8 protein-coding genes are annotated in these 15781 nt (G+C 44.2%); all 8 read left to right on the top strand.

Going from position 1 to position 15781, the window contains the following annotated elements:
- Positions 1-198: 198 nt before the first annotated feature.
- Positions 199-534, top strand: coding sequence for a hypothetical protein (locus tag DW182_RS08645; RefSeq protein WP_005831648.1), 336 nt, complete (start codon positions 199-201; stop codon positions 532-534).
- Between the two features lie 220 nt (positions 535-754).
- Entirely contained in the window at positions 755-4045 is a 3291-nt protein-coding gene (locus DW182_RS08640) for a TonB-dependent receptor (protein ID WP_032845400.1), read from the top strand.
- 12 nt (positions 4046-4057) lie between these two features.
- Positions 4058-6103, top strand: coding sequence for a RagB/SusD family nutrient uptake outer membrane protein (locus DW182_RS08635; protein ID WP_005831644.1), 2046 nt, complete (start codon positions 4058-4060; stop codon positions 6101-6103).
- Positions 6104-6517: 414 nt separating this feature from the next.
- On the top strand, positions 6518-8218 hold the full coding sequence (locus DW182_RS08630) for a polysaccharide deacetylase family protein (RefSeq protein ID WP_011965489.1): 1701 nt from the start codon (positions 6518-6520) through the stop codon (positions 8216-8218).
- 245 nt (positions 8219-8463) lie between these two features.
- Positions 8464-10437, top strand: a complete 1974-nt coding sequence (locus DW182_RS08625) for a DUF4978 domain-containing protein (RefSeq protein ID WP_011965490.1) — start codon at positions 8464-8466, stop codon at positions 10435-10437.
- A gap of 33 nt (positions 10438-10470) precedes the next feature.
- Positions 10471-12807 (top strand): glycoside hydrolase family 2 TIM barrel-domain containing protein, encoded by a 2337-nt coding sequence (locus tag DW182_RS08620; protein ID WP_005831635.1) that lies wholly within the window; start codon positions 10471-10473, stop codon positions 12805-12807.
- 20 nt (positions 12808-12827) lie between these two features.
- Positions 12828-14243 (top strand): glycoside hydrolase family 28 protein, encoded by a 1416-nt coding sequence (locus DW182_RS08615; RefSeq protein ID WP_005831634.1) that lies wholly within the window; start codon positions 12828-12830, stop codon positions 14241-14243.
- 192 nt (positions 14244-14435) lie between these two features.
- Positions 14436-15650, top strand: coding sequence for an IS256 family transposase (locus tag DW182_RS08610; protein ID WP_005837038.1), 1215 nt, complete (start codon positions 14436-14438; stop codon positions 15648-15650).
- The last annotated feature ends 131 nt before the right edge of the window (positions 15651-15781 follow it).

Here is a 15781-nt window from a genome sequence, read left to right as displayed (position 1 = left end):
ATGGTGTAACAGACATAGATGATAGGATTGGGAATCTTTCATGATAGCGAAAGATTCCCAATCCTTTTTTGTGCCCTTTTATTTAGAAAGAAATGAAACCTTTTTAGAAACATTACAAATTACGGCTTGTGCTTATTATAACTAATTTTGTCACAACTTGAAATAATATTTCCAACGTTAACAAAAGACTATGAAAATATGGCAAAAAATGTATTGAAAGCATGGCCGGTGGACAACACCGTGACTACCGATGACAAGGCGGACAAGATTTTCTCTTTGGAGACTACCCACAGCATCGACAAGGGAAATCATACTGGATCGCATGGTGGCAAAGAATCCTGGCGTGCGGTGCGAGACGATGGCGAATATACGCTTACAGTGACTACGCAGTACAGGGGCGGTGGCGGCGACCTGCTGAAGACACCCCGCAGCACTTCCCATACCATTTACATAGGTAAAGCACCTGAAGGCAGTGGCTCCACCGAGAAACCGGGCGGCAGTGACGGAGATTCTGATGACTCTCCGATGGACTAAAAAACACTCATCGTATAGACAAAAAATATAATAGGATAAGACATAGGCTTTTAAAGGTAAAAGGGAGTATTCAGGATAACACTTTGCTTCCGCTATATTTCGGGGCAGATTCTTGACCAAGGTAGTCAAGCACTTTGACTAAGGTAGTCACGACCTTTGACCAATCCAGGGGCGTTCAAACAGGAACCAAATTTATTAATCTAATTTTAATACCAGAACAATGAAAACAGAGACTTTTAAATTCTCCCGTAAGGCGACGACAGCCTTATTGCTCTGCACGGGGCTTGTGGCAAGCCAGCCGCTATCCTTGTGGGCAGAGAATGATTCCGGTGCCGTGCAGATTGTACAGCAACAGAAAATCACCGTGAAAGGCACAGTGAACGATGCCATGGGACCCGTCATCGGGGCCAGCGTTGTGGAAAAGGGCAACTCTTCCAATGGTACGATTACCGACATGGATGGTAATTTCTCCTTGTCGGTGCAGCCGGGAACTGTACTCGTCGTATCGTACATAGGATACAAGACACAAGAGGTGACGGCCACTGTCGGCAAGGCAATTAACGTTACACTGCAAGAAGACAATGAGATGCTGGACGAAGTGGTTGTGGTGGGTTTCGGTACGCAGAAGAAAGTCAATCTGACCGGCTCGGTTGGCATTGCCACAGCCAAAGAAATAGAATCCCGTCCGGTAACATCAGCGGTTCAGGCCTTACAAGGTCTAGTCCCCGGTCTGAAAATCAGTACGAGCACCGGAGAGTTGGATAAGAACATGAGTATTTCTGTCCGTGGTACAGGAACTGTAGGCAGCTATTCAAGTGGTAGCCCGTTGATATTGATTGACGGCACGGAAGGGGACTTGAACACCATCAATCCACAAGATATTGAGAACATATCTGTTTTGAAAGATGCGGCAGCTTCCTCCATTTATGGTTCACGTGCACCGTTCGGTGTGATTCTTGTCACGACCAAGAGTGGTAAAGCCGGGAAAACTTCCGTAAACTACAACAACAGCTTCCGTATAGGCAGCCCTATCAATATGCCGGAATCGATGGATTCATACTCTTTTGCCGTGATGTTCAATGAAGCTTACAAAAATCAAAAGGGAAGTGGACAGGTTTTTACGGACGAGGTGATGCAGAAGATGCTGGATTTTCAAGCCGGAAAACTTACCGGAGGAATGGATTCTGATCCGGCAAATCCGAATGCATGGAACTATCCGTGGTACAATGCGTATGCCAACGTAGACATATACAGTGAAATGTTTAAAAGCAGCGTATTCTCTCAGGAGCATAATGTAAGCGTGAACGGAGGATCGGAAAAGGTGACTTATTATGCTTCTTTCAATTATTTGGATCAGGGTGGTTTGCTGGAATACGGTGAAGATGGATTGAGCCGCTACAACGTGGCTGCTAAAATCAATGCCAATATCACAAAATGGCTGAAATTCAATTACAGTACACGTTTTACGCGTAATGATGTTTGGCGACCGACATCCTTCAACTCACAGTTTTATGACTATTTTGGCCGTATGACTTGGCCAAATATGCCTATGTACGATCCGAACGGGTATCCATACGGAGAGGTTAGGAATATCGCGGAAGGCGGGCAACGCGATGTACAAACTGATCGGCACTACCATCAGGCGACGTTGATTATCGAACCGATAAAAAATTGGGTCACTAATATCGAACTCAATTATCGCATTACGGACGGCGGTGTCAAGGAGACTACATTGCCCGCATACAACCATTTGCCGGATGGTTCCGTCGATGATACAAAAGCGAATTCGAGCCTGTACCAGGAAGATACAAAGGAAAACTATTTGAATTTCAATGCTTATACGTCTTATTCGCATACTTTTAATGACACGCACAACCTGAAGGTTATGCTCGGATTTCAGTCAGAAGAAACGAAATACGATTTCTCATCCACTAAGAAATACGGTCTGATGGTTAATGGTCTCCCCCAATTTGACCTGACTACCGGACTGGACGGTACAGGAAACAAGAAAGACACGGAAGTAAGTGGATATCATAATGAATGGGCTACGGTAGGCTTTTTCGGCCGTCTCAACTATGACTATAAGGGACGCTATTTGGCGGAAGTGAATATGCGTTATGACGGGACATCTCGCTTTCGTCGAGGTTCCAGATGGCAATTGTCTCCTTCTTTCTCTTTAGGGTGGAACATAGCGCAAGAAGAGTTTTGGAAACCAATAGAGAATATAGCCAACTTGTTGAAAGTCCGTTTTTCTTACGGTGAACTGGGAAACCAGAATATCAACAATTGGTATCCTACTTATCGAACAATTTCTATTGGTTCACTGAATGGAGACTGGTTGCAAAATGGATTATCTCCTAATACTTCATCTGTCGGCGGCCTGATAAATACGGCTCTTACTTGGGAAAAGGTCCGTACATGGGATGTTGGCGTGGATTACGGACTATTCAATAATCGCTTGACCGGTTCTTTTGATTACTTTGTCCGTTTCACAGAAGGTATGGTAGGCCCTTCTGCCGAACTGCCTGCAACATTGGGCATATCAACTCCCAGTTCCAACAACAGCGACTTACGGACGAAAGGCTGGGAAGTGTCAATTGGCTGGAAAGACCGTCTGAAAAATGGTTTGGGATATGGCATTAACTTGTCATTGTCAGATCAAATCACGATGATTGACTCTTATCCGGACAACAAGACATTGTCCATCGACTCCTATCTGCCAGGATACAAGGATGGACTTATTTGGGGATATGAAACCATCGGCATAGCCAAAAGCGATGAAGAAATGCAGGCACACCTGGCTTCTCTGCCTAAAGGAGGACAAGATGCAGTGGGCTCGCAATGGGCAGCCGGTGACATCATGTATAAAGACTTGAACGGTGATGGCAAAATCAGCGAGGGAGCACGTACCTTGGGAGATCATGGCGATTTGAAGATACTGGGAGACACTTATTCGCACTACTTCTTTGGAATAGATCTGAATGCCGATTGGAAAGGATTCGATTTCCGGGCTTTCTTCCAAGGCGTTTTGAAACACGACTATTGGGGTAGTGGAAACTTCACTGGCATGTTGTTCGGTGTACGCGGCGGATACAGCCGCTGGCATACACGAGGATTCAAACAGCATGAAGATTATTTTCGTGCAGAACCCGCCGGGCTGGAAGGGCATGAGCTTCCCGCTAACCTCGATTCGTACTATCCACGGCCTATTTTCTCCGATTCATCCGATGGAACCAGCTTCGGAGCAAAGAATCAAAAGGTACAGAGTCGTTATGTGCAGGATGCTTCCTACATACGCTTGAAGAACTTGCAGTTTGGTTACACCCTACCTGCTAAATTTACAAATAAGTTCGGGATAAACCGTTTGCGCATATTCGTTTCTGGTGAAAACGTTTGGACCGGGACTGGTTTGACCAAGTTGTTCGATCCGGAAACCATTAGCGGCGGTAATGGAGGAAATGCTTATCCGTTGTCACGCACGTGGTCTTTTGGCTTAAGTTTAACTTTATAAATTTAGAATACAATGAAGATAAGACATCTATTTTTGACAGCTGCATCTATTTTGTGTGGCAGCATTTTTATCTCTTGTGAGGATTTCCTAGATCGGGAACCGGAATCGTCCATCTCTCCGGAAATATATTTTACCGATGCTAGCCAGTTGCAGTCATGGGCCGATAAGTTTTATTCTGCCATATTGCCCTCTTCCGGCAAAAACAGCTACGGATTTTATGCCGAAGATAAACATACGGACAATCAGATAGCTTCTGATACTCCTAATCGCTTGACTAAAACACTGTGGAAAGTACCGCAGGACGATAGCAACTGGAAATTCGAGAATATTTATCAATTGAATTACTTCTTGGATAATGTCCTTCCTAAATTCGGTGAAAATTTAGATGGATCGCAGAACCAGATTTCGGGCAATTTACAATCTATCCGCCACTACATAGGCGAAATCTACTTTCTTCGTGCGCTCGATTACTTTAACCGCTACCAGAAGTTCGGAGATTTCCCTATCGTTGAACATGCACTGACAGATGACATGGAGGCTACCACCGAGGCAAGTAAACGCAGTCCGCGCAACGAGGTGGCTCGTTTTATCCTTTCCGACCTAGACAAGGCTGCCACGTTGATGGATGGGATAGACTTTGCCACCACCCGGATTAACCGCGACTTGGCACTGCTGCTTAAATCACGTGTAGCCCTATATGAAGGGACATTCCTGAAATATTTCAAAGGGACAGCTTTTGTTCCCAATGGCGAAGGATGGCCAGGTAAAAGCAAAGAATACAATGCCAATTATGAATATCCGAGCGGAAACATAGATAACGAGATAAATTTTTTCTTGGATGAGGCAATGGCCGCCTCTAAGGAAGTGGCCGAGAAATACAAAGGGCAGCTGACCGCCAACACCGGAATGCTGCAACAGGCTGCGGACGATCCGGAGAATCCCTACTATAACATGTTCTGCGATGAAGATTTGTCCAGTTATCCCGAAGTGCTGCTGTGGAGACAATATACAATGAACAAGGGAAATGATATTGCCTTGGCAGCCAACATGGGGAATTGGGGCGTTGGAATTACTCGCTCTTTTGTACAGAATTTCCTGATGGCTGACGGTACTCCCGTATATACACATGGAACGTACGCGGACGGTGATGGCTACTATATGGGCGACCAGACGATAGCCGATGTCCGTACCAACCGTGACAGTCGTTTGTCTCTCTTTTTGAAAGAGCCCGGGCAAACGAACATCGTGTGGGATGACCAGCCCGGACAGAGCCTCAATTTGATAGAACCCGTACCTAATATTATCGTAGGCGATATGCAACGTGCTTATACCACCGGATATGCTTTGCGCAAAGGCGGAGCACTCAATTCAAAATACTGCATACAGCTTAAGGGATACGTTGCATTGGTGTGCTATCGGGCTGTTGAGGCCTTGCTTAACTATATGGAAGCAAGCTACGAAAGGACTGGGACACTAGATGCCACTGCTCTCGGCTACTGGCAGGCTATTCGCAGTCGCGCCGGGATAAGCACGGACATCGATGCCACCATTGCAGCTACCGAGATGGATAAGGAAGCAGAGAACGATTGGGGGGCTTATTCCGGTGGAAAGCTACTTACTGACAAGACATTGTATAACATCCGTCGCGAACGGCGGTGTGAAATGCTGGCCGAAGCTTTGCGCAACATGGATGTCTGCCGTTGGAGAGCAATGGATCAATTGATAACCAGCCCCTATGTACCCCAAGGATTTCACTTGTGGAATACGCCGATGGAGCATTGGTATGACAATAGTGACGGTACATCGGCTCTGGTATCCGATGGTACAAGCAACTCCAATGTATCGCCGTCTAGCTACAGCGAATATCTTTGCCCATTCCAAAAGACATCGAACCAGATAGGATATGGTGGATTTACTTGGAACATGGCTCATTATCTGTATCCGATACCTATAAAGCAGTTCCTGCTGACTTCACCGGATGGTACCAATGTAGAAGAATCCGTCATTTATCAGAATCCATACTGGCCAATCAAGGCTGATGCCTCAGCTGAAAAATAGATATGCTTAACAGCATACGTGTGATAGAATAGAATATGGTGTTTGGAAAACATATTCCCAGTCAAGACAGAAATAGAGATGAATTTATCCTCGTCTCTATTTCTGTCTTAATTGAGAATCCGACTACCACCATAAGGGAAGATATCTTTTATAGAAGATTATCAACCTTTCTGCTATTAGCCCGGTATTTAGGTGGTATTCCATCCCTTTTAGACAGATTTTTCACCTATTCATATCCCCTTCCTTCTATAATTTTGCAGGAACCATATAATGTACAACTTTATTAATATCACGAATTGAAATAAATGTGAAATAGAGATTGGTAGTATTATCATTATGCTATTGCCGTATGAACTGTAATTGTACATTATCATATATCTTATTTTTATGTTCTTTCTTGTAAAAAAATATATCATGAGAAAGTTGAATTCGAAATTACTATATGTATTTTGTGCGCTTCTTTTCTTTTCCGCTTTTACTAGCGGAAAGAAGGATATAATCACCATTTTTATGATAGGTGATTCTACTATGGCGAATAAAAGTCTGAAGAATGGAAATATTGAACGTGGTTGGGGACAGATGCTTCCTGAATTTTTGATTGGCGATGTACGGGTGGACAATCATGCCATGAATGGTCGGAGTTCACAGAGTTTTATCGATGAAGGACGTTGGGATGTCGTACTCTCCAAATTGAAGAGCGGAGACTATGTATTTATCCAGTTCGGTCATAATGATGAGAAATCTGCCGAAGAGCTACATACTATTCCCGGAAGCACTTTCGATGAAAACTTGCGTAGATTTGTAAGGGAGACGCGAGCAAAGGGAGCTTATCCGGTGCTGTTTAATTCAATTGTGCGCCGGAATTTTCCACCGGAAGGGACCATTGGGCATAAAGGCAGTTATGAGACGGAGGGAAGCACATTGGTAGACACTCATGGAGAGTATTTGGAATCACCAAGAAGAGTGGCAAAAGAAATGGATGTTCCTTTTGTAGATTTGAATAAGCTGACGTATGATTTGGTAGTCAGTATGGGGGTAGAGAAGTCAAAAAGCCTTTTCATGTGGGTACCTACGGGAATATATGATTTCTGCCCAAAAGGAAAAATTGATAACACCCATCTGAACATTTCTGGTGGAAAGGTGGTGGCGGGAATCGCGATGGAAGCTGTTGCCAAAGTTGTGCCGGAACTAGCTGCATATATGCGTTCTCACGATTCGGAAGTATATGTGGCAGATTATAAGGACGATAAGCAATGTGCTATCAGCTATACTTTCGATGATGGTCTGGAAGAACACTATACGCTTGTTTTCCCGGAAATGGAAAAAGTAGGTTTCAAAGGGACTTTTTGGATATGGGGAAAAGGGATAGAGAATGTGACGGAGCAGCAAGATAAACCACGTATGACTTGGACGCAAATGAAAGAAATGTTTGATAAAGGGCATGAAATATCCAGTCACGGTTGGTCACATGCAGATTTGAGGCATCTTAGTCTGGAAGAAGTGAAAGCGGAAGTTGGCAGGAATGATAGCATTATTCAGGCTGAAATAGGCGAAAGGCCGCTAACCTTCTGTTATCCGTTTAATTCTTATAATGAAGATGTACGGCGGATTGTTTCAGAAAATAGAATAGGTACACGTATCAAACAATATGCCATAGGAGGTGAGAAATCAAAATCAACGGTTGAATCGCTGGATAAATGGGTAAAGGAGCTCATGATTTCCAATGATTGGGGAGTGACTATGATACATGGAATTTCTACCGGTTATGATGCCTTCACTTCCCCGGATATATTATGGGAACATTTTCGTAGAGTGAAAAATCAGGAATACGATATTTGGGTAGGTACTTTTCGCGAGGTAGCGGCATATGTTAAAGAGCGGAGGAATGTACAACTGGATATTGTGAAAAAGGAATCGCAGTGGGCAGTTATACCTCGTTTGTTACTGGACAAGGAATTATTTAATGAACCTTTGACAATGGTGCTGAATAAGAAAGGAAAGGGAAAAGTGAAGGTGTATCAAAACGGAAAGAGACTGTTAGTAAAAAAACGGGATGATAAACAGGTCTTTGATTTCAATCCGTATGGGGGAACTATAAGAATAAGTTTTTTTTGATAATCCAGCACAGCTAAAGGAACATCCCGTTGGTGGAATTTATCTCGAACTTGATTCTGCCAATAGGTAGGAGAAAATATCGTTTATAAGAGCAGATTAGCAACCTTTCTGTTATTAGTCCGGTATTTAGGTAGTATTCCATCCCTTTTAGACGGATTTTCCACCTATTCATATCTTCTTCCTTCTATAATTTTGCAGAAACAATATCATGTATAACTTTATTAATGTCACGAATTGAAATAAGTATGAAACACAGATTGGTAGTATTATCATTATGTTATTGCTGCATGAACTGGTCGGCAATGGCAAACGCGAAAAATGTTGTTCCTACAGAAAGGAAGCAACAGGTCATTTCAAATGTAGACACAAGCCTTGAAGGTACACAGAAGTATGTGCTTCGGGTGACAGGTACGCCGTTTTATATGACCAATATACAGTTGCGGCTGGATTTGCTGAGATATTCTGAAGAATGGAGCATGGACTTGTGTGAAAAACTTGTTGCGCAAGTGGCGGCAGACGGATTCAATACAGTGTCTGTTCCGGTACATTGGTATGAGGTGGAGCCGAAAAAGGACCGGTTCGATTGGACTATCCTGGACAGTTATCTGAAGCTGGTGAATAAATATGGGTTAAAAATGGAAATGCTCTGGTTTGGTGCAAACAGCGGAGGGCATGTGCAATGGCTGGGACGTCCTAATAAAAATGCCGTACACTTACGCACACCGGACTATGTGCTTTATTCCCCTTCACCATCTTCTAAAGAAACAACTAGTGAATTTACCATCCGGAGAGATATGTCTGACTACACGTTGGATATTGCAGATGACCGTTTGCGCGAAAGGGAAACCTATGTGTTGAAAGAAGTAATGAACCACATAGCCGATTGGGATGCTGCCAATGAGAAGAAGCATCCTGTAATCGGTGTGCAAATCAATAATGAATTCATTGGGATGCGAACCACGTTTCCCAATTCGTTAGCTATTTCTTATCTGAATGGAGTGGCCGGTGCGGTGAAACAATCGGATTATGTTGTATGGACCCGTGCCAATTGTGTGTTTTGGAACGTTGCCGGACGGATCCAAGAGAATGAAGCCCACAGGCTTTCAGGGGAAAAGACTAATCTTGATTTTGTAGGAATTGACACTTACCGGCATCATTTTGCTTCGGATGCCTCATTCATTGCCAGTATGCGTAACAATGTCCCATACGTTGGCAAGAATTTCCGGATGATTATGGAAACCAATTCGGGTATTCCTATCTCTGCCCAGATGCATTTGGCTGCCTTGTCGGGCAATGCTGCTTTCGACTATTATAGTATAGAAGCGCTCTATGGCAGGAATGGGAACAAGATTGTTCCGCTGGTAGGGCACTTGGACGACATACGGCGCATGAACAAGATTTTACAGAGCGACCCGGTGGACCTTGCTACCAAGACGCATGGTTACGGATTGTTTGTACACAATTGGGAAGGCGTTGATGGAGGTACGAGTACTGCCAACAGCGGAATATCATACTCCCCTATTTATCCGACATCGCAAGGTATCAGTATTCTGCGTAGTGATACGGAGGTAGTTTTGATGAGCACCGGTGGAGGACGTTTCACATTGCCTGTTGGCATGCAAGTGGAAAGCGCATCGTATGGTTATTTCGATAAAGGTAATCAGTGGGTGGGACAAGGTAACGTCAGCTTGGGACAAACGGAATTGTTCGACACGGCATCTGACAAAAATCCGTCGGTATTCGTGGAGGCAGGCACTACCGTGTTACTGAAATGCAAAGGGACCTTGTTCCCGAAACCTTATCAGATAGTCCAGGCAGAGTTTGTATCGCTCAGTTCGGATGCTGTTGCGGAATATGACATCCAGAATATTGGGTTTGCCGGGAATGGTTATGTGAAATTGCCTTCTCATGAGGGTGCATATATTACTTGGGAACAACTGGACGGTAAGGAAGGGGGCGAACATATCATCCGCATCCGTTATTCTTTGGAGGACAACCGGCAGGCCAGCCATATTCTGACTGTGAACGGGAAATCTTATCGGATAAAACTGGAACCTACAGGAGGAGGCACTAAATATAATTATTTCAGTATTTCTGTACCGTTGCAGAAGGGGAAAAACAATACCATTCATTTGGAAACGACAGGTAACTATTATCGTCCTAATAGGGTTGTTGTGCCAGCTCCTGCAGGAAATATCGATGAAATACAGATACTATGAAAGAGTTGAAACATATCATAATATTAATCACTTATGCAGAAACGTAATTTATTAATAATCATTTTATTCTTGTTTACCGGGACAATAGGATGGTCTGCCGAACGTATCCGGCAGAATTTTGATTTCGATTGGCAGTTCCGTTTGGGAGAACAAGGTATCTATAAACCTGTCCAGCTTCCGCATGACTGGAGTATTGAACTGGACTTTAACGAAGAGGTGGGTCCTGAAAGTGGATATTTGCCGGGGGGTATAGGTTATTATAAGAAAGATTTCAATGTGCCTGCGTCTTACAAAGGTAAGCGGGTCAGCATTGTGTTCGATGGCATCTATCATAAAGCTACCATCTATCTGAACGGACAGGAGGTAGATTACCATCGTTACGGATATACTTCATTTGAAACTGACTTGACTCCTTACTTGAAATATGGAGGAAAGAATACATTGAGCGTGAAGGTAGATCATTCGGAGAAATCGCGCTGGTACACTGGCTCGGGTATTTATCGCCACGTATGGATGCAAGTAACCAATCCGATACATGTCAAGATGTGGGGTACATATATTACCACTCCCCGAGTGTCGGCAGAATCGGCCATCGTATCTTGTGTAACAACTGTAGCCAATACTTCGGCATTGACCGGTGAAATAGAAATTATGCAACGAATAGTGGATGCACAAGGCAATCTGTTGAAGATAAACGGCAAGCAGTATGCAGCCCGAACAGAGGTTGTGATGCCGGAAAACGGGACAAAAGATATTGCACAGTCTTTCACGCTGTCCAACCCACAATTGTGGAATTTGGAAAAACCTTATCTTTATCGTTTGGAAACAATATTGAAACAAAAGGGAAAGGTGATAGACCGTTACACGACCCGTTTCGGGGTGCGGACCATCGGTTTCGATAAGGACAAAGGCTTCTTCTTGAACGGGAAGAATATCAAAATGAAAGGTGCGTGCCTGCATCAGGATGCTGGATGCTTGGGGGTTGCCGTTCCAAACCGTTCATACGAACGCCGTCTGACTATCTTAAAGGAGTTTGGAGCAAATGCCATCCGCTGTTCACACAATCCGCCTTCACCGGAGTTCTTGAATTATTGTGATTCCATTGGTTTCTTAGTCGTTGACGAGGCTTTCGACAAGTGGAAGTCGGGATATTATGAGCAGTTCTTTGATGAATGTTGGCAACAAGATATTCGTGACATGATTGTGCGCGACCGTAACCATCCTTCCATCGTCCTTTGGAGTATCGGCAATGAATTGGCAGAAGCCACCCGTAAGGACAACGTGGGTGTGGAACGTGCCACCTTGTTGCGTGACTTCGTACATAAATTAGAACCGACACGTCCAACCATGTTGGCACTGGCACCGGCATACCAAGATAAGTTTGCTTCAGTAACTGATGTGGTAGGGTATAATTATAGCGAACTATCTTATATAGAGGACAAGAAAAAGCATCCTGAACGAATCGGCCTGATAAGTGAAAGTTATCCCTATTATAGCGGATTGAGACCTTATGAGGCAAGGGATTACTCTCCCAAGAATCCGTGGAATTATGTGATGGAAAATGATTACTTTTGTGGATCGTTTGTTTGGGCCGGAGTCGATTATATCGGAGAAAGCATGGGTTGGCCGAGTAAGGGATGGGCTGCTACGCTTTTCGATATGTGCATGGACGAGAAGCCTCGTGCCGCCTATTTACGTGCGATGTGGACAGACAAGCCTGTCTTGAAAATGGCTGTCGTGGACTATAGCATAGATGAAGATCCGGGTAAGGACCACTGGCAGACACCGCCTATGGTGCATGACTGGACTTTTCCATATACCGATTCACGTGTGTTGCCAATTCATACCCCATCTAATTGTGACGAAGTGGTACTGATAGATCCACGTGGAAAGAAATATGGACCGCGCAAACCGAAAGACTATCTGAATAATACCATTATTTGGAATCAGCCTTATCGACCTGGGAAGGTGGTTGCTATCGGATACAAGGATGGTAAAGAGGTGTGCCGCGACAGCATTCAGACAAGTAAAATTAAAGCAGCATGTTTCACACTTACACCTGACAAAACCGTATTGCAAGCAGACGGACAAGACCTTGCTTTCATTGCTTTACAATTATTTGATGAAAATGGGGTGCCTGTAAGGATAAACGACCGTGTGGTAAATGCAACAGTGGAAGGCACTGGAAAATTGCTGGGGATAGATAGTGGAGAAATGCGTCGAGCATATCGTTTCAACAGCCATGAGCTTCCTACTTATCAGGGCAGGTGCATGCTGGTGATACAGGCTGGACGAAGTAAGGGGATGATGAGCGTAAAGGTTTGCGTAGAAGGCCTTCCTGAACAAACAATAACGATAAAAGTACACTAATTTTTATAATAGCAGTAAGAATGACAACATTAAAAGATTTATTTGCTGGTTTGCTTCTTGTTATCTTCTTTCCCATTTGCTCATGGGCTGAAGGGGTGAAGCTTCAGCCGGTGGAGGTAGAGGCTCCTTTCCCTATGGACTCTGTATTTTTGTGTATATTCCCACAGAGGGATTTCTTGATAACCAAATATGGAGCTAAGGCAGGAGGAAAAAAACTGAATACAAAGGCAATAGCCAAGGCAATCACTGCCTGTCATTTGGTAGGTGGCGGTCGTGTAGTCATTCCCAAAGGAGAATGGCTGACTGGTCCTATCCACTTGAAAAGCAATATAAACCTCTACATGGAGGAAGGAGCGGTATTGCGTTTTACAGACACTCCTTCGGATTATCTTCCGGCGGTAATGACCTCATGGGAAGGCATGGAGTGTTATAACTACTCTCCGCTAATTTATGCATCTGATTGCGAAAACATCGCCATTACAGGAAAAGGAGTATTGGCTCCCAAGATGGATACATGGAGAATATGGTTTGCCCGTCCGCAAGCTCACATGGAGGCTTTGAGGAAGTTATATACAATGGCTTCCACTGATGTTCCTGTGGAAGAAAGGCAAATGGCTGTTGGTGAGAATAACCTCCGTCCTCATCTGATTCATCTGAACCGTTGCAGGAATGTGTTGCTTGACGGCTTTAAGATCAGGGAAAGTCCCTTTTGGACTATACACCTTTATATGTGCAAGGGTGGCATTGTCCGTGGTCTTGATGTCAAGGCGAACGGCCACAACAACGATGGCATAGATTTGGAAATGAGCCGTAATTTCCTGATAGAGAATTGCAAGTTTGACCAGGGAGATGATGCTGTAGTTATTAAATCGGGGCGAAACCGAGATGCGTGGAGATTGGGCACCCCTTGTGAGAATATCGTTGTACGTAATTGTCAGGTAATGGAAGGACATACTCTATTGGGCATTGGCAGTGAACTGTCTGGAGGTGTGCGAAACGTTTATATGCATCATTGTGATGTACCCGCATCTGTGCATTGCTTATTCTTTATCAAAACCAACCGAAGGCGGGGTGGAATTGTGGAAAACATCTACTTGGAAGATGTTACGTGCAAGGATACTGAATATTTGGTTGGGTTGGACATGGATATTCTCTATCAATGGCGGGAGTTGGTTCCTACTTATGAGGAACGTCTTACCCGTATCGAGGGAATTCATGTGAAGGACATTCGGTGTGGTTCCGCGGATTTTGTCTATGAGTTGTGCGGTGACGAAAGGTTGCCACCCAAGGACATTACTATTCGAAACATTGTAGTGGATAATTCCAAGGGAGTCCCCAATCAGAGCCATCATATTACAGGACTTACATTGGATAGTATTTGTTATTCTCATATTCGGCCGGATATGGTGACAAAACCACGGAAAAGATGGCGCTGAAGGCTGTGCTATTGTGTTGTCAAGAATGAATAATATTCACAAGGGCTAAGAAGTTAGAAGAAGTTGTCGCCCGCTCCGGGCGAGCTTAGAAGTTAAAGTCAATAGACAATATATTGGCAGCAATGTAGAGGATGTAAATTAAACTGTGTCAGCAAGGAATAAAGTATTAACTTTGCTAACACAGTTTTTTTTATGAAAGAAGAATTTGATTTCGAGAGTATCAAGAACAAGGCCATTGAACAGCTGAAAGCCGGCAAGCCTTTGTTGGGTAAGGACGGCGCCTTTGCCCCACTATTGGAAAGTATATTGAATGCAGCCCTGGAAGGAGAGATGGATGCACATTTGACAGAAGAAGAACGCCAGATGGGTAACCGTCGTAACGGAAAGATGCAAAAGCAGGTTCAGACTCCCTTGGGCGAAGTAACCGTTTCCACTCCCCGTGACCGTAATTCGAGTTTTGATCCCCAGTTTATCAAGAAGCGTGAGACTATTCTGGCAGAAGGTGTTGCTGACCGTATAATTGGCTTGTATGCAATGGGAAACAGCACAAGGGAAATCAGTGACTGGATGGAAGAAAATCTTGGGAATCGTGTTTCGGCCGACACAATCAGTTCCATCACAGACCGTGTACTTCCGGAGATAAAAGCATGGAAATCACGGATGCTTGATTCTGTTTATCCTATAGTCTGGATGGATGCCATTCATTACAAAGTAACGGATGAACGTGGCTGCGCGGTAACCCGTGCAATCTATAATGTACTGAGCATTGACAGGGAGGGACACAAGGAGTTACTTGGAATGTATATATCAAGGAATGAGGGAGCAAACTTCTGGCTCAGCGTGTTGACAGACCTTCAGAACCGTGGAGTTGAGGATATTCTCATTGCCTGTATAGACGGTCTGAAGGGGTTTCCTGAAGCCATTCAAAGCGTTTATCCTAATACAGCCGTACAGCTTTGTGTAGTACATCAGATACGTAACTCCATCAAGTATGTAGGATCCAAGAATCAGAAGGAGTTCTTAAGGGATTTGAAATGTGTCTATCAGGCAGTCAATAAGGAATCCGCAGAAAATGAGCTCCTCAAGCTGGATGAAAAATGGGGTGAACAGTATCCTGTCGTTATCAGATCCTGGCAGGACAACTGGGATAAGCTGTCCGAATACTTCCAGTATACTCCGGTCATCCGTAAGCTTATCTATACCACAAATACCGTTGAGGGGTATCACCGTCAGATCCGCAAGGTAACAAAAAACAAGGGCGTGTTCCCATCGGATACAGCCCTTGAGAAACTTGTTTATCTTGCATACCGCAATATACGTAAGAAATGGACCATGCCACTGGCCAATTGGGCTACCATCTCGCAACAACTGGCTATAAAGTTTGGAAACCGGTTTAAATTATTGTAATTTTACGCTCGTCGGGACGGGTGGTCCCGCCCCTTGGCGCGGGCCGTTCCCCGACCGATGAGTTTTCTAGAGATAAATAATGCGTGACACAGTTTATTTTACACTACCGCAATGTATCGGCTTAACTTCCT

The organism is Bacteroides sp. AM16-24 (assembly GCF_003471885.1).
Taxonomy (GTDB): Bacteria; Bacteroidota; Bacteroidia; order Bacteroidales; family Bacteroidaceae; genus Bacteroides.
This window is presented reverse-complemented; position numbering and strand designations above follow the sequence as displayed.